This window comes from Dyella sp. 333MFSha, assembly GCF_900102405.1.
Lineage (GTDB): Bacteria > Pseudomonadota > Gammaproteobacteria > Xanthomonadales > Rhodanobacteraceae > Luteibacter > Luteibacter mycovicinus.
The window spans coordinates 1,154,495-1,180,827 of record NZ_FNBR01000002.1; the positions used below are offsets into that span (position 1 = coordinate 1,154,495).

Sequence of the window (26,333 nt, forward strand, 5' to 3'; positions counted from 1 at the left end):
CCCCGAATCCTCCAGCCCCGGAAAAGCGATGACCGACCTCGCCGTGGTCGTGCCCGTCTTCAACGAGCGCGACAACATCCCGCCCCTCCTCGCCGAGATCGCCTCGGCACTGCGTGGCCGGATCGACTTCGAGATCATCTACGTCGACGATGACAGCACCGACGACAGCGTCGCCGTGCTGACCGCCGCCCGCGCTCAGTACCCGGAACTGCGGATCATTCGCCACGTTACCCGAAGCGGCCAGAGCACGGCCGTCTGGAACGGTGTGCGCAACGCGCGCGCGCCGTGGATCGCCACGCTCGACGGCGACGGCCAGAACGATCCGGCCGATATTCCGAAGCTGCTCGAGGCGCGGGCGGGCGCGGCACCGGATCTGAAGCTGTTCGCCGGATGGCGCGTGACCCGTCGCGACAGCTTCAACAAGCGGATCTCGTCCAGGGTCGCCAACGCGGTGCGCTCGCGCATGCTCAAGGACAGCACCCCGGATACCGGCTGCGGCCTCAAGCTGTTCGAGCGGGAGACGTTCATGCGGCTGCCCTATTTCGATCACATGCACCGGTATCTGCCGGCGCTGGTGAAGCGTGCGGGGTTTGCCAGCCAGAGCGTGCCGGTCGGTCATCGTCCGCGCACGGCGGGCACCTCCAAGTACGGCATGCTGGACCGCCTTTGGGTCGGCCTTGCCGACCTGCGTGGCGTGGCGTGGCTCATGCGCCGCGCCAAGGTCACGCGTACCGAAGAACTCTAACCAAGGTGCAGGTGCCGCGGCTGCCAGCTGTCGAGCATCTGCTCGGTACGCACGCGGCCGAGTTCGATCAGTTCGCGCGCCCGGTAAAACTCGTACACCGTGGACACGTTACGCGGGATCTCGATCAGCAGGTCGGGCGGATAGGCCGCCAGACGCAACCGTGACAGATTGGCCTGCATCAGGTCCATCGACTGGGTCATCAGGTCGAACGCGCCGGGGTCCTTGAGCTTCGGCTTGCCGTCGCCGGCGGGTAACACCCGTCCGAAGAGCCGCCCCAGCTTCGCCGTGTAGCCATGATCGGCCACGGCGGTGACGTTTTTCTCGGGCGGCTTCTGCATTTCAGCCGCGCCATCGACGCTTACCGCGAACACGTAATCGGCCTCTTCGCGCATCAACGGCAGGACGGGCAACGGGTTGAGCAAGGCGCCGTCGACCAGACGACGACCTTCATGCGTATAGGGCCGGAACAGCGTCGGAATGGCGATCGATGCACGTATGGCGTCGAACAGCGGCCCGCGCGTCAGCCAGACTTCGCGTTCCCGGTCGATGTCGGTCGCCACCGCCGTATAGGCGATCGGCAACTCCTCGATATTGACCTCACCGATCAGCTCGCGCAGGGCGGCCATGATCCGGTCGCCCTTGATGAAGCCACCGCCGGAGAAGCTCCAGTCGACCAGACGCAGCACGTCGAAGCGGGCCAGCGTGGAGACCCAGTCGCGATAGATGTCGAGCTTGCCCATGCCGTAGATGCCGCCGATCAGCGCCCCCATCGACGTGCCGGCAATGGCGACGATCTCGAAGCCGCGCTGTTCGAGGACCTCGATGGCACCGATGTGGGCCAGACCCTTGGCCGCGCCCGCCCCGAGGGCAAGCGCGACGCGGGGTTTACGGGGTTCGGTGCTGAGAGCGGGCAGGGCGCCGGTTTCGGCGATATCGAAGTCACTCATGTAACGGCGGCGCTCAGTGGGAGTGGTTCGAACCGTTCTGGTAACCGGACAAGGCCAGTTGCAGCAGGATCTTCATTTCTTCGCGTAACGGCAGCGGTGCGACGATCTCGGCGTCGGGACCGTACTTCAGCACGTCCATCAGCAATTCGCGGGAGTTGGAATACGGCACCTTGAGCTCGTAACGGCCGTCGCCCAGCCATTCGCCCTTCTGCTGCGAGTGCCAGTGCTCGTCGGCCACCCAGCGAGCGGCATGCGACGAGAAGCGGATGGTCGCCCAGGCCTTCGGCTTGCCGGCGAAGATGCCATAGCTGGACGCGAGCAGATCGTTGAGCTCGGCGTCCTCGACATCCCTGGCTTTCGCGTCGAGCGCCTGCGGGTCGGCAATGCGGTCGACGGCGAAGCTGCGCAGCGCTTCGCGGTCGTGGTCCCAGACATCGAGGTACCAGTTGTCGCGATAGTGGGTCAGGCGCTGCGGCGAGACCGTACGCTTCGTGTCGGAATTGGTGGTGCGCGCGCGGTAGCGGAAGCTGACCTGACGTCGCTCCAGCGTGGCGCCCGCGACGATGCGGAAGACCTGTTGGTCCATCTTGCGCGCGCCCCAGGAAATCACCCGGATGCGATCGACCGGCAGCGCCTTGCCGCTGCCGTGATCGGACAGCAGACGTTCGATGCGCGCCTTGAACGGCGCCAGGGCGCCGGCGAGCACGCCTGGGTCGGAGCGGCCGATCAGTTCGTTCAGCGCCATAAGGGCGGCCAGCTCGTCGCTGGTCAGCCACAAGCCGGGCAATTCAAACGAATCGCCCTCGCCCGCCTCGTAGCGGAACGACGCCTGCTCGCCTGCGACGCTCTGCACGGGCGCGCCGAGCGCATCGCGCAGGAAGGCCACATCGCGGTAGAGCGTGGCGCGTGAACACTCCAGCTCGTCCATCAACCGGGACAGGGGTACCGGGTAATGGGCGGACTTCAGGAGTCGGTGCAGGGTGAGAATGCGCTCGTAGCGGTCCATGTGTGTCGCCGGCAGGATGGAGCTTCGGAAAGTGTGTCCGCGCGGGCGTGACGCCCGTATCTACGCAGGCCAAGCATGGCGTCGCCGGGAGCCGTCCGCAAGGGAGTCTCGCGGGCGACGCGACATGCCCGTTTGCGCCGGGCGCCATAAGGCGCAAAAATGCCTCTTTGCGATTCGCCGAAGGCCCTCCCCGACCATGGCGGAACCCAACGACGCCCCTTCCGTCGCGCTGGATCCCCTGGACCGGCCTGGCGAAGTCACGCCTGTCCAGAGCTTGTTCTCGACGCCAGGTGTCGTCGTCCAGACCGCGATGGCGGCCGGCTATGGCCTGTGGATGGTGCTGGGCACGGCCCTGGCGCTCGGCCTGTATCCCGATGGCCGGGGCGAGGTACTGGTCCCGCTCTCGATCGGCCTGGTACTGGTAAGCCTCGGCCTCGTGGCGACGTGCCTGCGCCTTCCCTTCGCGCCGGCGTGGCATGGCTGGGACCCCGTCAAGCGCATGATGCCCACGGCCGAGGGCATGGTGGCCATGGCCAATTACCTGCCGATGCTGGCGCTTGCCGGGCTGGCGCGGGGTGGCAACGACTTTTGGGCGACGCGGCTGGCAGGCGCCGCGCTGATGCTCTGCAGCCTCGCCACGCTGGTCTATACGGCGCGAGGTGCCTCGCGCCATCTGCCGGTGTCCGTGGCATCGGTTGCCAACGCCCTGCCCCTGGGCCGCACCGTGTCGGCGCTGTTCGCCGGCGGCCTGTGGTTCTGGCTATGCGTCGCGCTGCAGAGCGAGGTCCCGATCAATCCGCTCAATCCGTGGCGACTCGCGCTGCTCGCGGTGGCGCTCGCGCTGGGCGTCGTCGAGGGCATGCGCTGGCGCGCCTTGCGCCAGCTTGCCGAAGAGAGCGGTGCCACCGGGTACTTCACGACGGGGCGGACGGCGGTCTCGTTGCTGGCCTGGCGCTTCACCGTCGCGGTGCTCTCGGTCGGTTTGCCCTGCGTTTTGCTCGTTTCGCACCCCGCGGGACCGCTGCTGCCGGTGGCCGCCGGTCTGGCCGCGTTAAGCTGCATTATCGGTCAATGTCTCGAGCAGCGGCTTTATGGCCGGGCTTACGCACAGTGGGTTCACGGCTGACGCCACCTTCCATTCCATCTACGGGTAGACGATGAAAAAACTCCTTCTCGCCACGCTCGTCCTTGCCGCGCTGCCGTTCACCGCGTCGGCCCAGGACGCGACCGCCAATCCGGCTGCCACTCCCGACCAGAACGCCGACGCCGCGAAAAACGGCGGGTGGACCGGCAACGGCGAATTCGGCTTCGCGTCCTCGCGGGGCAACTCCCGCTCGGAAAATGCCAACGCCAAGATCGGATTCAACCAGGAAAACGAGCTGTGGAAGAACAACTTCTACCTCAACGGCCTGCGCTCCAAGGGCGAAGTGGATGACGGGGACGGCAACAGTCAGTTCAGCACCACGGCGAACCGTTACGACACCGGTGCGTCGGTGGGCTACAAATTCGATCCGCGCAGCTACGTCGTCACGGCGGCGCGTTACGAGCACGACGACTTCGGCGCCAATCTCTGGCAGGGCATCGTGTCGGTCGGCTACGGTTATATCGCTCTGAAGAACGAGAAAGCCGAGCTTTCCTTCGAAATCGGTCCCGGTTTCAAGCGCTACCAGCCGGCGAAGTCGACCCGCGATCTGGTCAACGCCGACGGCACGCCGGTACTGAATGCCGATGGCACCGCGGCGACCGAGGAATACAAGCCCGACGCTGAAAGCGAAGTGGTCGGCCGTGGCCTGATCAACGCGAAATACCGCCTGACCGACAACACGGCACTGGAAGACACGCTGCTGGTGGAAGCGGGCTCGAAGAACCAGTACTACCAGAACGACATCGGCCTCTCGGTCAGCATGACGAAGAAGCTGGCGCTGAAGATCGGCTACCAGATCCGCTACAACAGCGACACGCAGCCGGGTACCGTCAGCACGGATAAGCTGACCACGACTAACCTGGTTTACAACTTCTAAGCGAAGCGCGCCTTTTTGTAGGAGCGCGCCCCGCGCGCGAAAAGCCAACGGAGCGGTGAAGCGGTAGCCTTGCCGCATCTTCGCTTCGTTGGCTTTTCGCGCGCGGGGCGCGCTCCTACAACAGCAGCGGCCAGCGTCAGCGGCAGCAAGCGTGAGCCGTTGCCAGCGTCAGCCGCAGCTAGCGCTGCGGTTTCAGAAACTCGTCCGCGCCCAGGCCGATCAGCATCGCCGCCACTTCGTGGCCCAGCGTGACCGGGTCGTCCGAGGCGTTGTCGGCCTGCGCATGCAGCAACTCGCCCGTGAGCGCATTGCCGACCATGCCGTGCAACGTCAGGCCGTGTTCCGCGACCACGCACCAGGCGCCGATGGCCACGGCGCAGCTGCCACCCAGCTGCTCGTTCATGGCACGCTCCGCGTTGACGGCTAGTAGCGTGTCTTCATCCGTCAGTACGGCCAGCAGCTCGTTGACGCGTGTGTCGCTGGCGAGGGATTCCACCGCGATGGCACCCTGCCCCGGTGCCGGCAGCCAGTCCGGGCTGGCCAGGCGTGCGGTGATGCGATGGCCGAGGCCGAGCCGTTCGACGCCTGCGCAGGCGAGGATGATGGCGTCGTAATGCCCCTCGTCCAGCTTGGCCAGTCGGGTATTCACGTTACCGCGTAGGTCGAGCAGCTGGAGGTCGCCGCGCACAGCGCGGAGCTGTGCCTGACGCCGCAGTGACGAGGTACCGACCCGGGCGCCGTTCGGCAGGTCGGACAGCGTGGCGTAGTCGTTGCTGATGAAGGCGTCGGCGGCATCGGCACGCGGCAGGATCGCCGACAGCGTGAAGCCGGGTTCGAGCTCGGCCGGCACGTCCTTCAGCGAATGCACGGCGATGTCGGCGCGACCGTCCTGCATCGCGACTTCGAGCTCCTTGAGAAACAGGCCCTTGCCGCCGATGGTCGCCAGCGAACGGTCGAGGATCTCGTCACCCCGCGTGGAAAGCGGAACCAGTTCCACGACCAGGCCGGGATGCGCCTGGCGCAGAAGGCTGGCCACGTGTTCGGCCTGCCAGAGGGCCAACGCGCTCTTGCGCGTGGCGATGCGAAGCGGTGCGGTCATGGGATCCTGGCGCTGGCTCGGTCGAAAGCGTGATTGTCCCGCAATCCAACCCGGCGTGCAGCGCGGCGACGTGTCACGCGGCCTCAGCCGGCCTCCGCGCGAAGCAGCTGGCGTACCGCGGGAAGGTTGCGCCGGCTGACTTCGGGTGTGACCTCGGTACCGGCCAGGCGCGCCATCACGCGACCGTCCGTCAGTGTCTTCAGACCTACCAGGCGTGTACGCGGCACCAGGCAGTTGCGGTGCAGGCGGATCAGGCGCTCGCCATGCGCGATCTCGAGCTGGCGCAGCGACTCGTCGATCAGCCACATCCCGCCGCCATGATGCACGGCGACGTACTTCTCGTCGGCGAGGAGATAGAGCACGTCGTCGAGCGCCACACGGACTTCGTCGTTGCCACTGCGCGCACGGAGCCACGCGTTACGCGACGGCTGAGAGGCGCGTACCGTGCGCGTCGCGGCACGATCCAGCGCCTCGGCCAGACGCTCCGCGCGTATGGGTTTGAGCACGTAGTCGGTCGCACCGAGGTCGAAAGCGCTCAGCGCGTGTTGCTCGTAGGCCGTGCAGAAAATGACCTGCGGACGCTCGACGAGCGTGGCCAGTTGCACGGCGACGGCGGTACCCGACAAGCCAGGCATTTCCACATCGAGCAGCACGAGGTCCGGTCGCAACGACGCGCAGGCGGCGATCACCGCATCGCCGTCTGCGGCCTCGCCGACGATTTCCACGTCGTCGCGTGGCGCCAGCAACGCCTTCAGGCGTGCGCGCGCCAGCGGCTCGTCATCGGCGATCAGGACGCGCATGCGCGGACTCCGGCAGAAAAACGGTGACGATGAAATGGCCCTCGCGCTGTTCCGCACGCACGCTGGCGCGCTGGCCGAAATGATAGGCGACGCGTTCGCGCACGTTGCGCAGGCCATGTCCCGTACCGGGCGTCGGCAGAGCATCGGAAAGCGAGTTCTCGATCACGATCTCCACGCCACCGGGGACACGTCGTCCGGCAAGACGAATGCTTCCACCGGTGCGGCTGGGCTGCACGCCATGACGAACCGCGTTCTCGACCAGCGGCTGCAGCAGCAGGTGGGGCAACGGCAGATCGGCGGGTACGTCGATGTCGCGCTCGACGCGCAGCCGGTCGCCCAGGCGCAGGGACTCGATCTCGAGATAACGGTCGACCAGCGTCCACTCGTCGCCCAGCGTGCCTACCGCATGATGATCGCTGCCCAGCGCCGCGCGGAACAACTCGCCCAGGTTCTCGACGGTGCGTTCGGCCGCGTCCGGATCGACGCGAATCAGCGCGGCCACCGCATTCATGCTGTTGAAGAGGAAATGCGGGCGGATGCGTGCCTGCAGCGCCGCGACCTGTGCCTGTGCGGCAGCGGCGACCCGGGCCTGCCATTGCGCGACGACGTAGAAGTAGCGGAGCAAGCCGGCACCGAGCAGCCCCGTGGCGATGCTGGCGTCGCGCACGAAGCCGGTGCGCGACGCCGGCGTCATGCCTGTCCTGATGCTGTGGTCGACCCAGCCAAGCAGAGCGGCGCTCGCCGCCACCAGCATGACGAGTACGAGCCACACCGCGGCATACGGCAGCATCCCGGGAAGACGCTGCATCCACGGCCGCAGTTTGCACAGCGCCACCGTCAGCAGGACCGACAGCCAGCTGGTGAAAAGCACCGCCGTGCCGTAGTCGCGCCAGTCGGCGTGGCTGCCGGGTGCCAGGCACATGAGGGTGACCGTGAGCGACCCGACCACCAGCAACGCGAACAGCAGCGGCAGGCTGCAGAAGTCGGGCAGAGGCGCCGACGGAGGGCGCAAGCCCTGGGTCGAGTCGGTAGGGGCGGCGGACATGCGGCGAGTATGCCGGATGCCCGCACGCGCCGACGCGCGCGGGATCACGCGTTGGCGAAGAGCCCGGAGAACCAGGCGCGGATGTCGACGAGCTCCGGCAGGCTTACCTGATGAGCCATCGGATAGCTGTGCCAGTCCACGCGATGGCCGAGCAGCTCGAGCACCTGCCGCGAGTGCTCGCCCAGCGCCATCGGTACGACCGGATCGGCGCTGCCGTGGCCCCAGAAGATCGGCGTGGCGTGGTTGGCGCCACTGCGCTCGGCTTCGATGGTGTCGTGCAGGGGCAGGTAGGCCGAAAGAATCAGCAGGCCGGCGAGACCTTCGCGATGTCTCAGGCCAGCCGACAACGCCATCGCGCCGCCCTGCGAAAAGCCGGCCAGTACGATCCGTGATGCGGGCACGCCACGCTCCACCTCGCGGGCGATCAGCGCCTCGACTTCGTCGATGGAAGCGCGGATGCCTTCGGCGTCCTGCTTGTCCGCGATGGACAAGCCTTTGATGTCGTACCAGGCGCGCATGGGCACGCCGTTGTTCACCGTCACCGGCCTGACCGGCGCATGCGGAAACACGAAGCGGATCGCCGGCCACGATGGATCGGCCAGCTCAGGCACGATCGGCGCGAAGTCATTGCCGTCCGCGCCGAGCCCATGCAGCCAGATCACCGACCAGACGGGCGATGGACGGGTTTCCTGTTCGACGGTAGGCAGCATGACGTGTCCCGGTATTCGAAGACTCCGAATCCTACCAGCCCCGATATCCCCCGGAGATCGATCGGCGCCGACGCCAGATACACGCGGACGCCTGGATCTGACGAGATATGTGTATCTTGCACTTTCTTTGATGCAGGCTTAGCCTCGCCTCCGATATGTGCATATTGCACACGATTCGGAGGTTCCCCATGCGTGATTCCGTTGACGTCCTGATCTGCGGTGCCGGAGCGGCCGGCCTGACCCTGGCTATCGATCTGGCCCGCCGTGGCATCGCTTTTCGCCTGATCGAAAAGCTCCCCTCGCCCTTTCAGGGCTCCCGTGGCAAGGGTATTCAGCCGCGCAGCCAGGAGGTCTTCGAAGACTTAGGCCTCCTGGACCGGGCCATGGCGACGGGCGGCATCTATCCTCCGGTGCGCAAGTACGCCGCCGACGGCTCCTTCGTCGACGAGGAAATGGTCGGGGCCGATCACCCCCCGACGCCAGCGGAGCCGTATCGGCTGCCGCTGATGCTTCCGCAGTTCCTCACAGAGAAGCTGATGCGCGAGCGTCTTCTCGAGCTCGGATCGGCGGTCGAATTCGGTGTGGAGCTGACCGGCTTCGCTACGATTGACACGGGCGTTGAAGCCACCGTGCGGAACGAACGAGGCGACGAGGTCATCCGCGCCCGCTATCTGATCGGATGCGACGGCGGACGAAGCTTGGTCCGCGGTGCGTTGGGCATCGACTTTCCCGGTAAGACACTGGGCGTGAGAGCGATCGTGGCCGACGTGATTCTGGAAGGTCTGTCGCGCGACGTCTGGCATCGGTTCGACGGCGGTGATGGTAAGCACCTCAGCATCTGTCCGCTTGCGGGCAGCGAACTGTTCCAGATTCAGGGCCCCATTCCGCTCGAAGGCGACATCGATCTTTCCGCCGAAGGGCTGACTCGCCGTGTCGTCGAGGCGACGGGTCGTGAGGACATCGTGCTGCGTTCGGTGTCCTGGGCCTCGGCATACACCATGAACGCGCGGCTGGCGGATCGCTATCGCGACGGCCGCGTCTTTCTCGCAGGCGATGCGGCGCATATCCATCCGCCGACCGGCGGCCAGGGCCTCAATACCAGTCTCCAGGATGCCTACAACCTCGGCTGGAAACTGGCGGCCGTGCTTCGCGGTGCACCCGGGTCGCTGCTCGATACCTACGAGGCCGAGCGTCGCCCGATCGCCGCCGGGATGCTGGGCCTTTCCACGCGTCTGCTCGAGGGATTCAAAAAAGGCGATAACCGCCGGGGCCGCGAGGTACAGCAGCTGGATCTGGATTACGCCGAATCGCCGCTGTCCTTCGTGTCAGACGCCGCCAGTCATCTTGCACCGGGGAGTCGCGCACCGGATGCAAACGTGCGCGGCGCGGGTGGCGGCGCCACGCGGCTCTTTCATCTTTTCAGGGGAACGCACTGGACGTTGCTGGTGAGCGGGTCGGCGTCGTTCGCTCCACGCGCCGGTATGCACATCCACCGGATCGGACCCGGACTGGAGTTCGACGACCATCTCGGTCAGTTCGCCGCCTTTTACGGTGTGCCGGATCGTGCGGCCATGCTGATCCGGCCGGACGGTTATGTGGCGGGCGTCTTTGCTGCCGCGCAGGCCGAGGCATTGCAGGCGTATCTCGACCGGGTGTTGCCCGCAGGTACGTGACACCTGCGCGGGCTGGCTCCCATCAGAGCGTCGCCCCTTCGAGTAACCGCCCTCAACGAAACAGATGCGGCACGAAGCAGCTGGTGTTGCGCGTGATCCGGTCGTCATCCTCGCGGATGCCGATGCCGGCCGGCTCATCGCCGATCACCCAGGAACCGACCAACGCGTGCCGACCCTGGAACACCGGCAGCGGTGCGAGCGCCTGATACACGGTAAGCGGCGTCTGCGCACCCCGCTCATGGGTATCGAGCACCGCGATGCCCTCACCTTCGCGACCCCAGTAAGGCTTGGCGACCGCCGCGCCGACGATGTCTTCGCGCCGCCTGCTCGCTGCGAGAAGATTCGGGTGCCCCGGAAAGAACTCCCACAGCAACGGGAGAATCGCCTTGTTCGACAGCAGCATTTTCCACGGCGGCTCGAGCCAGCGCGTGCCGCTTGCGGGAATGTGTTGCGCGAACGCTTCGCTCATCAGCCATTCCCACGGATACAGCTTGAACAGCCGGTCGATGGGACGGTCGGCCAGGTCGATGAATGCCTTGCCCGACCAGCCGATGTCCTCGATGTCCAGCGCCTGCACGTCGTGCCCGGCCTGCCGGCAGGTGTCCACGAGGTAGTCGGTCGTGGTCGCGTCTTCAGGGTTGTCGTAACACGCCGCGAAGTGCACACGCGGTCCACCTCCGACGGTGCGCCAGCGGTCGATCAGCTTCTCGTGGATCGAATTGAACTGATCCGCGTCGGAGGCGACTTCTTCCAGCCAGTACCACTGCACGACCGAGGCTTCGAACAGCGACGTCGGTGTATCCGCGTTGTACTCGAGCAGCTTCGGCGCCGAGCGACCGTCGTACGACAGGTCCATGCGACCGTAAAGCGCAGGGTCCCGGTCGAACCAGCTGCGCTCGATCAATCGTGCGGCGCGGTCATCGAGGCCGAGCTCGGTGTAGCGGCCGTCGCGCACGATCCGGTCGACGGCTTCGAGACACAGCGCATGCAATTCGGCCGTGGCGGCCTCGAGCACGTCGACCTGCGCTTCGTCGAACACGTAGCAGGCATCCTCGCGCCAGTACGTTTTGCCGTCGATGGTGTGAAAACCAAAGCCGATGGCTTCGACGTGCGTCTGCCAGTCCTTGCGAGGGACGATGGTCTCGCGGCGCATCAGCCGCCCCGCGCCGAGACGCGTCCGCTCGAGCCGAAGCCTCCGCGGCTGCCGAAATCGAAGCCGGTCGGGCCGTGGCCGGCGAAGCCGCCGCCACCCGCAACGGTGCGCCCCGGACCCGGGTCACCCTTGAACGCGTTGCCGCGCCAGTCGCTGCGATACCAGGGGCCGTAGTAGTGATAGCCGGCCGAATGGCCACCGCCGCTTCCCGACACGGGCTGGTCCTGCGTGCACTGCCCGGTGGCGTAGTCGTGCTCGCAGTCCTCAAGCGAGGCGTAGCTGTTGCGTTGGACATCCTTGCCGCCGAAGGCGGCATAGCCGGCCACCGTCGCACCCAGGAGGCCAAGCGCGATCGCAACCGACCGGCGTCGGGTCAGCGGCTCCTCAGAGAGGCGTGTCGGAGCGTTGTAACCGCGCGGCAGATCGATGGACCAGGAGGCCGGTTTGACGGGACGATCGGACTCAGGACGTTCGGACATGGTGAGCCGTCCTCAGTACGTCATCGCCGCGGCGTTGAGCGTGCCGACACAGGCCGCCACGATCGCCACGAACAGTGCCACGGAGCGGACGTCCGCTTCGATCCGGCCACGCAGGTCGCGCACGACGAGGCGCAGGACGAGGTGGGTCAACAACTGGACGACCCAGGCGACCAGACCCCAGAGAGCGAGATCCAGAAGGCTCACGCTGTGCGCGATCGCACTCGCCAGTGGCTGTACGAAGCCGATGGCCGCACCGCCGAGGCTGATCGCCGCCGAGAGATTGCCCTCGCGGATCAGCGCCATTTCCCGCTGCGGCGTGATCCAGATGTAGGTCACCACGAAGGCGACGAAATAAAACACGCCCAGGGCCAGATAGGCCACGAAAGCGGGCAGGGTGAACAGGTCCGACACGATCACGCAGGCATCCTTGTTTGAGGCGGCCTCCCCTGGCCGCCTCGCAAGGATAGGCTGGCTACCCGGTGGGAGCCAGCCCCGTTGGCGAACGCTTACTCGCCGAGCCCCAGTTCCGTCGCAAAGAAGGTCAACTGCAACGCCGCATTACCTACCCGCTGGCTGAAAGGCGCACCGATGCCATGCCCCGCGTTCATCCGCGTGAGCAACAGCACCGGCTGACCGGAAGTCGAGGCATCCTGCAACGCGGCGGCGAACTTGCGCGACTGCCATGGCGCGACGCGTGGATCGTTGGCGCCCGTGGTGAGCAGCACCGCCGGATACTTCGTCCCCGCCCTGACGTTGTGCAGCGGCGAATACGCCAGCATCGCCTTCGCGATCACCGGATCCGTCGTGCTGCCGTACTCGCTCACGTTGTACGGGCCATTCGCAAAAGCCGTCTCGTGACGCGGCACGTCATAGATGCCGACGGCGCCGACCACGGCGCGGTACTGCTCCGGATGCTGCGTCAGCGCGGCGCCCATCAACAGGCCGCCGTTGCTGCCGCCGAGGATGCCGAGGTGGCCGCGGTCGGTCCATTTCGTATCGATCAGCGCCTGAGAGGCGGCGTAGAAGTCGTCGAACACGTTCTGCTTGCGCTGCTTCTGGCCCTGCTCGTGCCACGCTTCACCGAATTCGTTGCCGCCGCGAATGTTGGCGTAAGCGAGCACGCCGCCACGCTCCAGCCAGGCCAGGTTGGCGCCGACGAAGCCCGGCGTGACCGGAAGACCGAAACCGCCATAGCTGTAGAGGATGGTCGGCCGCTTGCCGTTCGGGGTGATCCCATCCATCGAAATCACGGTGACGGGAATCTTCGTGCCGTCCTTCGAGACGCCGTCGATGCGCGACACCTTCACCTTCGAATAGTCCGCGGCGGGCTTTACCTCGAACACGGTTTTCAACGTGCCGCTGGCGCCGTCGTACTCCGCCCAGCGGGTCGGGGTGGTCCAGCCGCCGTAGCTCAGCAAGGCCTTGTTCTGTCCGGCTTCGGAAGCGACGCCGCCGATCGTGATGCCGGTCGCCGGCAACGGCACGCGGCGGATCAGGGTGGCCTTCGCGTCGTACTGATCCGCCCACCAGTCGGGGCCGGCGCTGCGCACGACGAGAAACCCGTCGCCCATGGCGGAGACACGCTGAATCGCACCGTCACCCTGGGCGAGCACATCGCTGCGCTTGCCATCGGCGCCGACGGCGACGAGTCTGCCACGCGGCGCATCGGCGAAAGCGACGACGATCAGGCGGTCGCCGACCCACGCGGCGGAGCGCACGTCCGCATCGCGGCCCAGCACGCGCTTGAACTCGCCCTTGCCCTGCCGCAGGTACACCTCCGCCGGGCCGCCGTCGCCTTCATTGGCGAGCAGCGCGGTGGACGCACCTCCCTTGCCCTCGAGCAGGATGTACTCGGCGACATGCGAGTAGCCCTTGCCGAAAACGGTGCGGTCCTTCGTGGCGGCCTCGCCGATCGTGTGATGCGCGAGCACCGCGTCGAACTCGCGCAGCGCCTGGCCCGCGGCGGGCGTCTCGAAACGCGCGTAGGTCACGCCCTTCTCATCGGCATCCCAGGCGAGCGCCTGCGGTGTGGTGCCGCCGCCGGCCAGGGGCAGCAGGTCGGGCAACGCCTTACCGGTCGTGGTGTCGAGGATGTGGATGGTGGTCAGTTCGCTGCCGCCTTCCGCCGTGCCATAGGCCAGGTACCTGCCGCTGGGCGACGGCCAGTATTCGGTAATCGCGGTACCGCCGTCACCCTGGTTCGGGTCGACCAGCGTGCGCGTCGGACCATCGGGCCACGCCTTCGCCACCAGCAGCGGTTGTGCCTGCGGCGGGGTGTTTTCGAAGTAGAACAGGGTGCCGCCGGCGAGCGTCGGCGAACTGCGCGTGGTCGACGTGATCGCCAGTTCGCGGACGCGGGTGCTCAGCGCCTTGCCCAGCGGCATCGCGCCGATGGTGGCTTCGGTGTAGGCGTTCTGGGCATCGATCCACTGTTTGACGTCGGCGGCCTCGGGGTTCTCGAGCCAGCGGTACGGGTCGTTGACCGGCTGGCCGGCCAGGGTTTCGGAGACCATGCGCTTCGGCGTGGCGGGGGCCTGGCTCGTCGCGGCATGGGCACCGCAGGCGACGAACAGGCTCACGGCGAGCAGGCGGGGGACAAAGGCGCGCATGGGATCGACTCCAGGGTGGGAAGGCGTCGAGCGTAGCAAACCGGGCGGGGGGACTTGCCGTGCCGAAAGGGGTGGCTGGCGGGTTATGCTCGTCCGCTTTGCCATTCCCGGGATCCGCCCGATGCGTGTACTTGCCGCCGCCCTGCTCACCGCCTTTGCCGCCGCGCCGTCGCTGGCCGCGCCGCCGCTGCCTCCGCTCGACATGGAGACGATCATGGCGGACCCGGACTGGATCGGGCCGGCGGTGGAAGACGCGTACTGGGGCGTCGATGGCCGCGAGGTGTATTACTCGCTGAAACATGACGGCACGCCCGTGCGCGACCTCTACCGCGTCGGCGCCAACGGCGGGGCGCCGGAACGCCTCGATCCGAAGGCGGCGGCGAATGCCGACGGTACGAAGCTGGTGTTCGACCGCGACCATCGCCATGCCGCTTTCATCCGCCACGGTGACGTCTTTCTCCGCGACCTTGGAAGGGGGACCACGGTGCAGGTCACGCGTACGGAAGCGACTGAAAGTCAGCCGCGCTTTTCCCTCGATGGGCGCCTGCTGACGTTCCGCGCGGGCAACGACTGGTTCGCCTATGCCGTTGCCGGTGGCCCTGCCGGCAAAGCGGCGGTGCTCGAGGAAAAGGACGACCCCAGGGCAAAGACCTCCGACGACCTCGAAGACGATCAGCAAAAGCTGTTCTCCACCCTGCGCGGTCTGCGCGCCGACGAGGCGGCAATGAAGGCCGAGAAGGACGCCCTCGCCGCCGCCGACCCCGGTCGTGCGCCCGCGCCCTTCTGGCTGGGCAAGAACGTCAGCGTCGCCGATACCTCGCTCTCGCCCGACGGCCACTGGCTCCTCGTCGTCACCCAGGCCAAGGATGCGGACGCCGGCAAGATCGCCGACCTCACCCACTACGTGACCGACTCGGGCTACGCCGAGCCTGAAGCGACGCGCGCGTACGTCGGCCGCAGCGACCCCGCGCCGCAGTCGCTGCGTCTGCTCGACCTGAGCACGCACACCAGCTACGACCTCGACACGAAGACGTTGCCCGGCATCGGCGTCGACCCGCTGGCCGACCTGCGTGCGAAAACCGTCGCCGCGCTGCGCAAGGGCGGCAAGAACGACCGAGCCGATGCGCTGGCCGCTCCGAAGACGCGCCCGGTCATCGTCAATGGCGAATACAGCCCGGGCATCGTCTGGAGCGACGATGGCCGCAACGTCGCCGTGCAGCTTCGCGCGATCGACAACAAGGATCGCTGGATCGCCACGGTCGACTTCGGCAGGCACATGCTGGTCAGCCAGCACCGCCTGACCGACAAGGCCTGGATCAACTGGGACGGCAACGACTTCGGCTGGCTGAACGATGGCCGTACGCTCTGGTACCTGAGCGAAGAATCCGGCTTTGCGCAGCTCTATACGCGTGCGCTGGGCGGCAAGGCCACGGCGCTGACCTCCGGCCGCTTCGAGGTCGACCACCCGGTGCTCAGCCCGGATGGCGGTACGTTCTACGTGCGCAGCAACAAGGTCGCGCCGTACAGCTACGACATCTACCGTGTGCCGTCAACGGGTGGCGAACTGCGCCGTGTCACGCAGTACGGCAGTCTCGACGATTTCTCGCTGTCGCCGGACGGACGTTCGCTGGCGGTGCTGCACTCGTCGCCGTACGTGCCTTCGCAGTTGTCGACCGTTGGCGTCGACGGCGGCGCACCGCGCGAACTCACCGATACGCGCAAGCCGGGCTACAAGGAACGCGAGTGGATCGCGCCGAAGATCGTCGAAGTGCCTTCGAGCCACGGGGCGGGCAGCATCTACGCCAAGTTCTACGGACCGGCCGACGCTGCGGCAGCCGCATCGCGCCCTGCCGTGATCTTCGTGCACGGGGCGGGCTACCTGCAGAACGTGCACCTGTCGTATCCCGCGTACTTCCGCGAGCAGATGTTCCACAACCTGCTCGTCCAGCGGGGCTACGTCGTGCTCGACATGGATTACCGCGCGTCGAAGGGTTACGGCCGCGACTGGCGCACCGCCATCTACCGCCAGATGGGCCATCCCGAACTGGATGACCTGCTCGACGGCAAGGCCTGGCTGGTGAAGAACCAGGGCGTGGACAGCAAGCGCGTGGGCATCTACGGCGGTAGCTACGGCGGGTTCATGACGCTGATCGCCCTGCTGCGCGCGCCGGGCGAATTCGCTGCCGGTGCCGCGTTGCGTCCGGTATCCGACTGGACCAGCTACAACCACGAGTACACATCCAACATCCTCAACGATCCGCAGATCGATCCCGAGGCGTATGCGACCAGCTCGCCGATTAACTACGCCGACAAGCTGGCCGACCCGCTGCTGATCGAGCACGGTCTCATCGACGACAACGTGCTCGCGAGCGATTCGATCCGCCTGTACCAGCGCTTCATCGAACTGCACAAGAAAAATTTCTGGATGTCGCTGTATCCGATGGAGCGGCATGGGTTCGTCCATGCCGACTCCTGGTACGACGAGTATCGGCGGATCGATGAGCTGTTTCGTGAGCGGCTGGAGCGCAGCCCCTGAAGGCTAACTGGGCTCCCAATATCGCATTGCGAAGTTGAGTTTGCCCGCCTGGAATTGGAAGAGGTCGCGTCGTTTGTAGAAGCGTCTGTTGCCGTCCTTGACGTCGACGAAGAGCTTCAAGGCAAACACACGCTCTGGCGTGCCAGGGTAGAAGATGCTCGCGCTGTATCGGACGATCGCCAGGACGGATGTGTCGTGAAAAGCCGATACGACGTCGTCGATGTCTTGTAGAGCGAAGAGCTCGTTGATCTCGGCCTTAGCTTTGTCATCGGAGGTGCCAGGCCAGATTGCGTAGAACGTCTCGATCATCTTTTTTGCACTGATCTCTTCGGCAGTATCCCAGTCTGGTGCTTCGCCACCTTCGCCACTGCGCTGGGGCCACGAAAGGTTGGCCGATGGGCGCTGGGTATCCTCTGGCTCAGCGGGCTGATCGGGAACATCCGGAACATCCGGGACAGGGGGGACAGGTGGGACAGGCGGGACAGGCGGGACAGGCGGGACAGGCGAGACAGGCGGGACATCCGGCACGTCCGGAACCCCCGGTACATCGGGCGCCTGCGGCTCGTCGGGCTCATCGGACGTCTGTGGCGAGCCAGGTGCTTCCGGGCTGCCGGGCTCGCCGGGCGGCTGTGCCGGGGAATTTCCCACGGTATGTTCGACAACCTGGTAACCGTTGCGTGTCCACCGCAGCTTGAGCTGTTCCTTGATGCCGCCAAGATCGTACGGATGCTCATAGGTGACGGTCGGCGACTCTCCCGGGTCGCTGACGACGCAATCCGCGGATTGCAATGCGGTCCGACCTAGCCTGTGCTGCTCGTTATCAATGCTTATGTCGATGCCCTTGACGTCCCTCAGGACGTAGAAGGTCTGAAGCAATTTCAGCTTTTCGTCCCGCGTCTCTTTAGTTGAAGCCTTCAACGCCCGCCACGCGATAGCGAGGTTCGCGATGAAACGACGGACACCCGCTTCGCTCCGGGCGTCTGCACCCGGTTGGGCAGGCGCATGGCTAGAAACCACCCTTGTCGTCGGCGGTGCCTTGGTATTCTCCTGCATGAGTTCTTTCACCTGAAAGGTGAAGGTCCCCCCGCCCCATACGGCCGAGTAGTCGAGCCGCAGGACGATGTCCTCTATGTCCTCGGCGTAGGCCGCCCTCATCGCCTCATCGCCGGGAAGCGTCAGCGTCCAGTCGGAAACCGCGCCCGTACCTTCGAAGGGCGTATATCGGCCGTCCATGAATTCATTCCGCAGTACGACGGTCGCCATCGGATCGTCGTGCACGCGCGGTTTTGTGGATGAAATCAGGATGGACTCGTTGGCTCGCAGGTTGCGCCGAATCGAGGACGGGGTCTCGGAACCCGGCCCCCGTAGCCATCTCGCGCCTTCCATGTCGGGGCTGACATGCAGGTTGTTGGCCCGCTGGGTGAGAACCGCACGGAGGACGCTCGTTTCGGTGAGCGTCTTCGCGTCCGGCTTCAGCTTGAACTCCACCGACACGTGCCTGATCTGCCGCAGGTAGTGGCCGGGATAATCTTCGTCGAACACCTTCTGGCTCAAACGGATCCACAGGCGGTTCTTCCTGAGTCCTTCGGCGAGCTGTTTGTTGTCGAACGTCCTCACCGAAACATCCCTGCCCGCGGCATCCTTGCCCGGTGTCGTCCTGGGCCCACCGCCAGCGAGCGTGGCGATGGAGATGTCTTTGTGAATCAGCGGGCGTCGTTCGTGTACTCGCAGGTACGAGCTCTGCATCGCCTGCAGGTCGTTCTGTAGCGCCTCGCCGGCGAACATGCCCCGCCACGCACCCTGCCACGCATCCAGCCGTACATGGCGCGTGCCGAAATCGCCGGTCTCGAACATGTAGCTGGCTTCCGCCGAAAGGCACAGGCTCAATACGGACTGGTAGGCGGACGCGTAGAGTTCGCCGAGGCGTCCGAGCATCCAGGTATAGGTGTCGGCGATGGCGAAGCCGCTGGTCAGTGTCGCGAACTCGGTGCGTAGGCGACTTTGCTGTGCGACGGCCTGGTCGAGTTCCTTTCTGGCCGTGGCGAGGCGAGACGCCTGCTCCGCCTCCTGAGCCGACAAAATCTCGAGGTCACCTCGCGCCAGTTCGATCTCGAGCCTGAATTCGTCATCCCGCCGGTTATAGGCAGCTTCCGTACGCAAATCCTCGGCCAGGAGGCGGGTCGCTTCGGCAAAGGTCTCCATCTTTTTTTCGATGGCTTCGGGGGCAGCGTCCCACTTATTACCGCCCGTCGACATCCCAAGCACATTCATCAGGGATTTAAGGGGAACCTTTGCCAGAAGGGGAGCGCTCGTCGCGTAAAGCATCGCAACGGCGCTGTACCCGGTCGTCGAAGCAAGAATTTCGAGTGGACTGCGACCCATTTGCTCGGTGTAATGCCTGACTCGCTTTTCCACATTCCGTCGGCTGGCCTTCAAGGTCATACCTTCGCGCTCGACCGTCACGATCGCCTGCCTGCGCAGTGACACATCGAAATCCGAAACCGCCATCAGGGTCGTCTGCTTTTCGACCTCGTACGCGTTATCCGCTTCATGTTCCGCGATGTGGAAAAGGTAGCGCCCCAGATCGGTCAGCCGCTCCACGGCGGCCTGCGCGAAAGCCAGCCCATCACGGAACCGGTGATGAGGAATCTGGTTCATTCGCAGGAGGTCCTGCATGGCGCCGGTGCCACCCCGGCCACCGCTAAACGTCAGCGATTCATCCACACCGCGGCCGATGTACGGTAGCAACGTCCCATCGATCGCCCGGCCGTGGCGAAGGTTGGACAAGCGACTGAGAATGAGATCCCGTGTCTCCCGAAGACGCAGGTTGACCGGCGCGACAAAGGCGTCACCCAGCGAACGTAACGTGACTGGCCTCCAGGGCGCGGCGTCACCTGGCTCTTCCAGCGTACCGATAAGCCGCAGGGCACGTTGGTAGCACAGCCATGCTTCCTGCAGGCTCTCCGGCGTCAGCTTGCGAAACAGCTCATCGCCCTGCATCAGCCACAGGCCAACCGCGAAAGCATGTAGGGCTTTCTGGAAATGCACGTGGTCCGCGTAACCTGCCAGCTCCGGTGCCTCGCCCGTATCGGAGGCTACCGACATCGGATACACGAGTGGCATGCTGTTCCAGAACGGGCGAGGGGGTGTCGCGCTCGTCGTCTGTCCGCGATAGGGGTCGAAGAGATACTGACTGCACCAGTTCCACGCCGCTGCGTACTCGCGCTTCTCGCGCAGGTTCCACGCGATCAGCCAGGGGACATGGAAGAACAACTCCCAGAAATAAAGTCCGTTGGCTCCACGAAAATCGACGAAACCGCCGCTTTCACCCTTGCGAAGGGCAGGCTCCGGCAGCGTCTGCGTGTCGAAGGAGAGAACGGCGTCCATCGAGCGAGCGGCCCGGCCGACGAGCGGTTTTCCGAACAAGGTGTTCAGGCGCACCGGCGGCCGACCGGACTCATCCAGGTCCAGATATTGCGCATTCGATGTGTTGTGCCAGATGTAGACGGTCGGCACGCGATCGTCCGGCGACGATGCTTCCTCGGCCCGGTCGACCAGGGTAAACGTGCGTTTCAGCGTGAGCCACGTGCTCGCTTTGCCCTCCGGATCGTTGGCGGGATCGTCCGGAACCTCGAGCGACAGGGTGATCGGATAGGTTCTGGTGTCGGGATCGACGGGGAAATATGCCTCGATCTTCTTTCGGCCCATTTTCTCCATGTACAGCTTTTTCTTGAAAGGCTCGTTGCCCCTCGTGCCTTCACTACCGAAGGCGGCGATCAGACGAGCGTAAAGGTTGCCGTACGACTCGGCATGACTCATGGCGAAGCGGACGATATTCTCGACCGCTCGCGCGCCCAGTTCAGCCCCTCCGGCGTCCGATACGGTTTGAAAGAGGGATGCGGAGAAGGCTACGCGCAATGCCTCTTTTTGTTCGCGGTTCAGCGACTGAACCGCCCGGAGGAATGGTACGGAACCTTTCAGCGCGACGGCGACGTTGGTGTCCTGCTCGGCTCCAGGACGACCCATCGCCTCATCGTAGGAGCGGTTGTCGACACGCCACGTAAAAGGGTCGAGTTTCGGCAGCCATGTTCTGGCCGCCTGTTTATCTGCTTCGGCACAAGCGTGGAGTGCATCCAGATGCACATTCTGCAGGTCGCCCAATAGACTCGAGTCGTCGGATATGGTGGTCGTCACCGCGCCGGACTGAAGCTTTGCGGTGATCGGCAGAGGGACGTATTTGATCGCTTCTCCCTGCTCGGCGCGGGCTTTCGGAACGAAAACGGAACCGACGGATTGGTTGGATAGCTGTTTGATGCCTCTAACGGTATATCGGACCCAGTCGTGGCCGACATTCACGTAGACCACCGTGCCGATCCAATCCGATGTGTCAAGCTTAACCCTCTTGTTTTCGTAATCTACATCGAGTCGAACTGGCTCAAAATCGATCAACTCGTCGTAGTCTCCGACACCGGGACCCAGTTCATTCGTTTTCCAAGCCGATCTGCTTATGAGAAAGGCAACATATACCGCTATCGCGTCAATTTCTTCTCTTACACGATCGTCAGCCGGTGAAGGTTGAAGAAAAGGTCTGAGATCGCCAGCGAGAACGTGAATTTCTCCGGAATGAATTACCGAGAACTTGCGCTTCCTTGTGGGCGTCGCGTGCTCCGTGAGGAGTCGGTAGCTGACAGGAATCGCCCTATCGGGTCTAGCGTCTGCGGTAAAACGGACAGCGAAGGTGCGAGATGAACGAGCGCCGATCGCGGTGAAATCGCCGTCAGGAAAGAGCGCGCCCTTAACCCATTGGAGATGAGGAAATCTTCCAGTCGCCGACTCAATGGTGACGATCATGCTCTCGTCGACGAGGATTTCCGCGACATCCTCACGACCGTGAATATCCCTGTCGTCGACGATGACGCGTTCGCGGTTCCGCCACACGCTGTCGACGGTCCCCGTGACTTTCATGCGCTCGCCATCTTCGGAAAGCACAGCCGTCAGCGTCGCTGGCTGCGAGTCCAGCATGATCGCTTTCTTTGCAACCGCTTCCCTCACGTCCTCATCCGAGGTTTCCGAATCTTTCCCTGAAGTGAGGCGATAGCGTGTTCCAAGATAGGGATGCTGTACGACGCGAGGGTCGCTGAAAAGCTTTTGCCAGTTTAAAACGAGCTTCCGCTCGAGCTTGTCCGAGGCATCCGCGTCGAGCCGTCGCTTGTCGACGAGCAGAAGATCACGCACGGCGATGAAATAAGGGCTGTATGCTGCCGGCGGGGCTAACTTCAGTTGCGTGCGGCGCTCTCGCTCGACCTTGTTCGACATATCGAGGGAAGCCGCGCCTTCGTCGACGGCGCGGATGAGGAACACATCGGAAGTCGCCATCTTGCTGTCGAGCAGCAGTGCCACCAGCAAGGGCTCATGGCGACGCCGCTTTCCCTTGCGGTTCTCCATGACGGCCAACGTCGGTTGGTACTCACGGGTGACGAGGTTGAGACGTTGCTTGCACATGCCGTTAATCTGGTCGTCGCTTGTGGGCTTTCGTCGATTGCCGTCGGCAGACCGCCCGTTCAGTTCGAGCAGCTTGTTTGCCGAGCTCCAGTGTCCGTCCGATTCCTGATAGCAGAAGCACACTCTCATGACGTAGTAGGCGCTCGCGCGGTCCTGATCGTCGAAGACGATGGGTGAAACGTCCCGCTCCACCCAGACGACATAAGGGCGCCCGTCGATGGTCAGCGGACGAATGACCGGCACTTCATCCCGGGGGTCGTTGGCTCTCGCATGCGCAGCCTTCAATGAGAATTCCGCCTGGTAGAAATCCGCGGCTGCCTTATTCGCCTGTTCGATGGCAACAGAGGATGCCGCTTCGTCGGCGGTAGCCTGGTCAATCTCCTCCTTGGTGGGCTGAGGCCTGGCTGCGACGGCTCGCGATGCGAGTGCCTTCTTCGTTGCAGTTTCTTCGGCCTTCTGACTTTCGCCTTTGCGTTCGCGCTTCGCATCCAGGTCGGCAGCCGCTTTATCGAGTTGCGCCTTGTCTGGCCTGGGTGGCAATTTGCACGTGACCAGTTCGCCTACCAGTGGAAGATCGATCGCTCGCCAGTCACTCCATGCAAGCATGGAGAACTGATCACCCGGTGCCTTGACCGACATATCCGCGGTGCGCCAGAAGTACTCCGGCGGTTCTGCGTTGCTCTGCCCGATGATGTGCAGCTTGTTGCTGACGGGATCTATGCCGTCGTGATAACCGGATATGGCCTGAATGTTGCTGACGCGCTCGAACGTCGTCAGATACGAAAGCAGGTTCGTTTCGATATCGGCGGGACGTGCCTGCCCCTGGGCAAGCTGCGTTTCGAGGTCGCTGAAAGCACGCGTCTTGTGTTGCCGGCGGCCCGGCTCGATGTAGTTCTCGGGGTAGAGCGCTCGCTCTTCGCGAGAGCGCCAGTCCTCGTAACGCGCCTGGTACGTCGTCCAGGCTTCCCGAACCGCCCTCATGTCTTTGGCGGTATCGAGGCGCCTCTCCAGCCCGCTCAGCAGTCGATGGATGTATAGCTGAAGGCTGCTTACCGCCGCATCGACACGTGTCGTCTGGGGTTCGAGACCCACGGAGATGTCCGTCAAAAGCCAGTCGGCTAACGCATCCCGGTCGGCAAATGGCTGGTTATCGGCATCCCTCGCATGAACGTGTAGCCAGGCAAGCATGGCATCGCGGCGGGATGCGTCGTGCCGACCGATCATCGTCGCCCGGTCGGCTTCACCGAAGTTGGCCATGAGTTGATTGGCGACCGCCGAAAGCCACGCGGGGTTGCTGCCCGCATGCGAGGCCGACAGGGCGACGATCGCACCCGGCGCGATACCCGATCGATCGGCAAGCGCCAGAACGCGGAGAAGCCACGCCAGGTCGTGCACGTCGGCTGGGGCGGCGTTGCCCAGTTTCAATAATTCCTTGGGTACACCGAGGGTGGCCTCCAGTGTGACCGGGTCACCGCGCAGCCATGCGATCAGCCGTGAGGCTGTATCGGATGGCGCGTTGCCTGCCCGGCGTGCCGCTTCGCTCACGACGAGGTTCCACTCCGTCAGCCGGTAGACCGTGCGAAGGTCGATGACGCCCGGGGATCCATCTTCCGTTCGCTCATCGAGCCCGAACTTCCGTGGAAGCGCGGCGACCGCATCCACATCGTCCGTGGTGAGGCCGAGCAGGGCGACCAGTTCGCCGGGTTGTCGAAACGCGCCCGCCAGGCGGCCGATCTGTGTGCGTCCAGCGTGTTCCAGGTATAGCGCGAGCAGGTCTTCCTGGCTCACGGCGATCCAGCGCCCGACGCACTCCCGAAGCTTCGCATCCTTGATGCTGGGCACGATGGCCGCGAGCATATCGCTTGCGCGATCCATCTGGGTACGTCGCGCTGCCCAGAGGATGTCGGTTGTTTTCCGGACGGCTTCGTCGAACCGCGACTCGGCGTCTGCCTCTTCAAGCAAGTGTTCCGGAAACAGGCTATCCAGGGTGGCGGCGTACGTTCCCGTCGCCACATCTTCCCGCGTGAGCTGGAAGGGCGCCTCGACCAGCAGGTCGTGGACCGTCGCGCGCATGCTCTCCATGTCGGTCATCAGGAAGGCGGCCTTTTGAAGCCTGCCGTCCGGTCGAATCAGCGACGCAAGCAGCACGAAGGGGTCGGTGTCCTCGTCGTCCGCATCGACGGCAAAAGCAAGGCGGTCGAAGATGGGCGCCAGGTCGGTCTTGTGAATCAGGCCCGTGGTTCCGCCGGTCCGATGGTATGTGACGACCTGGTCCGCGGAATCGATGGTCGCGGTCCGGGCGGCGCCCGGTGCGAGCACGGCGAAGAGGCGTGCGGGAGGCAGTTCGTGCTCGCGCAACCAGTCCCGCATGTTCATCAGCGTGACGATCGCATCGACGATGTCAGGAGCGTCGGTCCCTTTTTCGGTGTTCAGCCGCGGCTGAGCCAGCTGCGCAAAGAGTGTGCCTTGCGTGCTCCGGAAGAGTTCCAGCAGGGCGGACGCTTCATTCTCATCGGCTATGCCCAGCCACCGCGGCAGTAACGCGAGACGATGGCAGGCGGAGATGAAATCCAGCGTGCGGGTGGGTGCGCGCTCGCCTCGCGCATCCCGGATCCAGCCAAGGTAGCGAAGCACAGTCTCTTCACGAAGACCCAGCCCCAGGCATAACGCGCGCACGGTCGCATCTGCCACCAGTGGCGCGGCAGCAGAACTTTCAGCGGACGACGCCTCGATCGCGAAGGGCGCACCATCCATGACCGGCGGCGCATGGGCACGTCCCGGCGCGAATAGCCGATCGAAATACGAGGTGTCGCGCCCGGTGGCATAAGGGGAGATCTCATGTACGACCGCCGCGTAGGCGTCGAGATCCACGGATCGGCTATCGCGCAAGTGTGCGTAGAGACCCAGCACGCGAAGGACGTTGAGGTCGATACGCCGCCCTTTTTCGATCTGCTGCGCACCGAAGGCCGCCTGGAGCAAGCGGTCGATGTGCGCAAAGGACAGGTCCATGCCTGCCTGAATGCGCAGGATTCGCCAGACCCGGTCGAGATGGGCGGCGGTCAGCCCTTCGATCGTCACCGCCGACCCGCTGTCGCTGCCGGCGCGGACGAGACGCAGCGGCGCTGTGGCGCCGTCGTTGAGGTAGCTTGCACCGAACGCACTGCTATCCGGCGATGCGCCTGGCTTTCCCGCGTCACTCACCCGCACGGAGGACACCTGGGCGGTGTCGCCTGCCCCGGCTACACCATTGACCGCAAGGAGCTGCCGAAGCCGCTTGCGGTTGAGGCCGGTCACCTTCAGGAATGAGGCGCTCGCCGTGAGACTGTCGACGGACACGTCGGCCGGGAGTCCGAGACGCGTCCGCAGTGAGGCGGAAGAGGGATCGGTGGCCCCGGGAGCGGCATCAAGCGACGTGGACTCCGGAACCACCAGGTTACGTATCTGGGCGGGCGACAGGTGGGTGCACAGCGGCAGCACCTCGCGCATACCGACGGCGGCGGGCGCACCGCAGGCAAAGCCGGGATAGTCGCGATCGACCTGCCTCAAGGTGTCCCAGCGCAGGAGATCCTTATACCAATGGACCTGCATGATCCTGTCCCAGGCACCGTCGAACGGCAGCGTCGGAGGCCAGCTGGCCTCCGCCAGGATGTCCGCGCACGCTGCGCGGTTCGTTCGATCGGCCTTGGCGGTACCCACGATCAAGGCTTCAAGGATGTCGTTGACCAGCGTGAGCCGGGGGACGCGGCGCTTCAACGCGGGCTCGTCCAGAAGCAACGCAGGGATGTCCGGACGACGCCTTTCGAGCGGGCTTTTCGGTGCGTCGTCGAACCGTTTCTCCAGAGAACTCGCCACGTCGAACAGCATTTTCAGATAGGCGAAGGGCCCGAGCTTGCTCTGTAGCGCGTCCGGAAGGCACTGGTCGACCGAAAGGTCTCCGAACAGAGACGGGTAGTCCGCGGAAAACGTATTGGCCCGGGGCGTCGCGGTGGGAGTCGGGGCAGACATCGG

General features: G+C 64.9%; 16 protein-coding genes. 5 read left to right on the top strand and 11 right to left on the bottom strand.

Translation table 11 applies throughout. From position 1 onward, the window contains the following. Nucleotides 1-28 precede the first annotated feature (28 nt). The gene (locus BLT40_RS12480) at nucleotides 29-745 is read left to right on the top strand and encodes a glycosyltransferase (protein ID WP_036108895.1); all 717 of its coding nucleotides are present in this window, start codon (nucleotides 29-31) and stop codon (nucleotides 743-745) included. Here BLT40_RS12480 and BLT40_RS12485 read toward each other — a convergent pair. After that, complete coding sequence (locus tag BLT40_RS12485; RefSeq protein ID WP_052191463.1) at nucleotides 742-1,692, bottom strand: patatin-like phospholipase family protein; 951 nt, start codon at nucleotides 1,690-1,692, stop codon at nucleotides 742-744. The genes BLT40_RS12480 and BLT40_RS12485 overlap by 4 nt on opposite strands. A 13-nt stretch (nucleotides 1,693-1,705) precedes the next feature. Next, on the bottom strand, nucleotides 1,706-2,698 hold the full coding sequence (locus tag BLT40_RS12490; protein WP_036108893.1) for a helix-turn-helix transcriptional regulator: 993 nt from the start codon (nucleotides 2,696-2,698) through the stop codon (nucleotides 1,706-1,708). Between the two features lie 196 nt (nucleotides 2,699-2,894). Here BLT40_RS12490 and BLT40_RS12495 point away from each other — a divergent pair, with 196 nt between their 5' ends. Both BLT40_RS12495 and BLT40_RS12500 read left to right on the top strand, forming a co-directional pair. Further along, a complete protein-coding gene (locus BLT40_RS12495) occupies nucleotides 2,895-3,824 on the top strand; it encodes a hypothetical protein (protein WP_090353519.1) in 930 nt (309 codons plus the stop codon). Between the two features lie 31 nt (nucleotides 3,825-3,855). After that, complete coding sequence (locus BLT40_RS12500) at nucleotides 3,856-4,719, top strand: DUF481 domain-containing protein (protein ID WP_090353522.1); 864 nt, start codon at nucleotides 3,856-3,858, stop codon at nucleotides 4,717-4,719. A 178-nt stretch (nucleotides 4,720-4,897) separates the two neighbouring features. On the opposite strand, the gene hemC is transcribed toward BLT40_RS12500, so the two are convergent. From hemC to BLT40_RS12520, 4 genes are all read right to left on the bottom strand, one after another. Then, a complete protein-coding gene (hemC, locus tag BLT40_RS12505; protein ID WP_079521553.1) occupies nucleotides 4,898-5,818 on the bottom strand; it encodes a hydroxymethylbilane synthase in 921 nt (306 codons plus the stop codon). 83 nt (nucleotides 5,819-5,901) lie between these two features. Further along, nucleotides 5,902-6,618 (bottom strand): LytR/AlgR family response regulator transcription factor, encoded by a 717-nt coding sequence (locus BLT40_RS12510; protein ID WP_090353524.1) that lies wholly within the window; start codon nucleotides 6,616-6,618, stop codon nucleotides 5,902-5,904. Next, a complete protein-coding gene (locus BLT40_RS12515) occupies nucleotides 6,596-7,663 on the bottom strand; it encodes a sensor histidine kinase (protein WP_079521555.1) in 1,068 nt (355 codons plus the stop codon). The genes BLT40_RS12510 and BLT40_RS12515 overlap by 23 nt, the downstream gene beginning before the upstream one ends. Before the next feature lie 44 nt (nucleotides 7,664-7,707). Continuing rightward, complete coding sequence (locus BLT40_RS12520; RefSeq protein ID WP_090353527.1) at nucleotides 7,708-8,373, bottom strand: alpha/beta hydrolase; 666 nt, start codon at nucleotides 8,371-8,373, stop codon at nucleotides 7,708-7,710. A gap of 188 nt (nucleotides 8,374-8,561) precedes the next feature. On the opposite strand from BLT40_RS12520, the gene BLT40_RS12525 reads away from it, so the two are divergent. Further along, nucleotides 8,562-10,046 carry an FAD-dependent oxidoreductase gene (locus tag BLT40_RS12525; RefSeq protein WP_090353530.1) on the top strand — a complete coding sequence of 495 codons (1,485 nt, stop codon included), beginning with the start codon at nucleotides 8,562-8,564 and terminating at the stop codon, nucleotides 10,044-10,046. A 52-nt stretch (nucleotides 10,047-10,098) separates the two neighbouring features. On the opposite strand, the gene BLT40_RS12530 is transcribed toward BLT40_RS12525, so the two are convergent. The 4 genes from BLT40_RS12530 to BLT40_RS12545 all read right to left on the bottom strand — a co-directional run bounded on the left by BLT40_RS12530 (nucleotide 10,099) and on the right by BLT40_RS12545 (nucleotide 14,287). Further along, complete coding sequence (locus BLT40_RS12530) at nucleotides 10,099-11,199, bottom strand: glutathionylspermidine synthase family protein (RefSeq protein WP_090353533.1); 1,101 nt, start codon at nucleotides 11,197-11,199, stop codon at nucleotides 10,099-10,101. Next, a complete protein-coding gene (locus tag BLT40_RS12535) occupies nucleotides 11,199-11,678 on the bottom strand; it encodes a hypothetical protein (protein WP_090353536.1) in 480 nt (159 codons plus the stop codon). Before BLT40_RS12535 ends, BLT40_RS12530 begins: the two co-directional genes overlap by 1 nt. 12 nt (nucleotides 11,679-11,690) lie before the next feature. Further along, nucleotides 11,691-12,095, bottom strand: a complete 405-nt coding sequence (locus BLT40_RS12540) for a DUF350 domain-containing protein (RefSeq protein ID WP_218124554.1) — start codon at nucleotides 12,093-12,095, stop codon at nucleotides 11,691-11,693. A gap of 89 nt (nucleotides 12,096-12,184) precedes the next feature. After that, complete coding sequence (locus tag BLT40_RS12545; protein WP_090353539.1) at nucleotides 12,185-14,287, bottom strand: prolyl oligopeptidase family serine peptidase; 2,103 nt, start codon at nucleotides 14,285-14,287, stop codon at nucleotides 12,185-12,187. 121 nt (nucleotides 14,288-14,408) lie between these two features. Between BLT40_RS12545 and BLT40_RS12550 the strand changes: the two genes are divergently transcribed. Beyond that, on the top strand, nucleotides 14,409-16,823 hold the full coding sequence (locus tag BLT40_RS12550; protein ID WP_090353933.1) for a S9 family peptidase: 2,415 nt from the start codon (nucleotides 14,409-14,411) through the stop codon (nucleotides 16,821-16,823). Nucleotides 16,824-16,826: 3 nt separating this feature from the next. Here BLT40_RS12550 and BLT40_RS20320 read toward each other — a convergent pair whose 3' ends face one another. Continuing rightward, nucleotides 16,827-26,330, bottom strand: coding sequence for a Tc toxin subunit A-related protein (locus BLT40_RS20320; protein WP_090353541.1), 9,504 nt, complete (start codon nucleotides 26,328-26,330; stop codon nucleotides 16,827-16,829). Nucleotides 26,331-26,333: the final 3 nt, after the last annotated feature.

What these genes read in the sequence shown, in the direction of transcription:
- BLT40_RS12480 (WP_036108895.1), top strand. Translation starts at nt 29, where the DNA reads ATGACCGACCTCGCCGTGGTCGTGCCCGTCTTCAACGAGCGCGACAAC.
- BLT40_RS12485 (WP_052191463.1), bottom strand. Translation starts at nt 1,692, where the DNA reads ATGAGTGACTTCGATATCGCCGAAACCGGCGCCCTGCCCGCTCTCAGC.
- BLT40_RS12490 (WP_036108893.1), bottom strand. Translation starts at nt 2,698, where the DNA reads ATGGACCGCTACGAGCGCATTCTCACCCTGCACCGACTCCTGAAGTCC.
- BLT40_RS12495 (WP_090353519.1), top strand. Translation starts at nt 2,895, where the DNA reads ATGGCGGAACCCAACGACGCCCCTTCCGTCGCGCTGGATCCCCTGGAC.
- BLT40_RS12500 (WP_090353522.1), top strand. Translation starts at nt 3,856, where the DNA reads ATGAAAAAACTCCTTCTCGCCACGCTCGTCCTTGCCGCGCTGCCGTTC.
- hemC (WP_079521553.1), bottom strand. Translation starts at nt 5,818, where the DNA reads ATGACCGCACCGCTTCGCATCGCCACGCGCAAGAGCGCGTTGGCCCTC.
- BLT40_RS12510 (WP_090353524.1), bottom strand. Translation starts at nt 6,618, where the DNA reads ATGCGCGTCCTGATCGCCGATGACGAGCCGCTGGCGCGCGCACGCCTG.
- BLT40_RS12515 (WP_079521555.1), bottom strand. Translation starts at nt 7,663, where the DNA reads ATGTCCGCCGCCCCTACCGACTCGACCCAGGGCTTGCGCCCTCCGTCG.
- BLT40_RS12520 (WP_090353527.1), bottom strand. Translation starts at nt 8,373, where the DNA reads ATGCTGCCTACCGTCGAACAGGAAACCCGTCCATCGCCCGTCTGGTCG.
- BLT40_RS12525 (WP_090353530.1), top strand. Translation starts at nt 8,562, where the DNA reads ATGCGTGATTCCGTTGACGTCCTGATCTGCGGTGCCGGAGCGGCCGGC.
- BLT40_RS12530 (WP_090353533.1), bottom strand. Translation starts at nt 11,199, where the DNA reads ATGCGCCGCGAGACCATCGTCCCTCGCAAGGACTGGCAGACGCACGTC.
- BLT40_RS12535 (WP_090353536.1), bottom strand. Translation starts at nt 11,678, where the DNA reads ATGTCCGAACGTCCTGAGTCCGATCGTCCCGTCAAACCGGCCTCCTGG.
- BLT40_RS12545 (WP_090353539.1), bottom strand. Translation starts at nt 14,287, where the DNA reads ATGCGCGCCTTTGTCCCCCGCCTGCTCGCCGTGAGCCTGTTCGTCGCC.
- BLT40_RS12550 (WP_090353933.1), top strand. Translation starts at nt 14,409, where the DNA reads ATGCGTGTACTTGCCGCCGCCCTGCTCACCGCCTTTGCCGCCGCGCCG.
- BLT40_RS20320 (WP_090353541.1), bottom strand. Translation starts at nt 26,330, where the DNA reads ATGTCTGCCCCGACTCCCACCGCGACGCCCCGGGCCAATACGTTTTCC.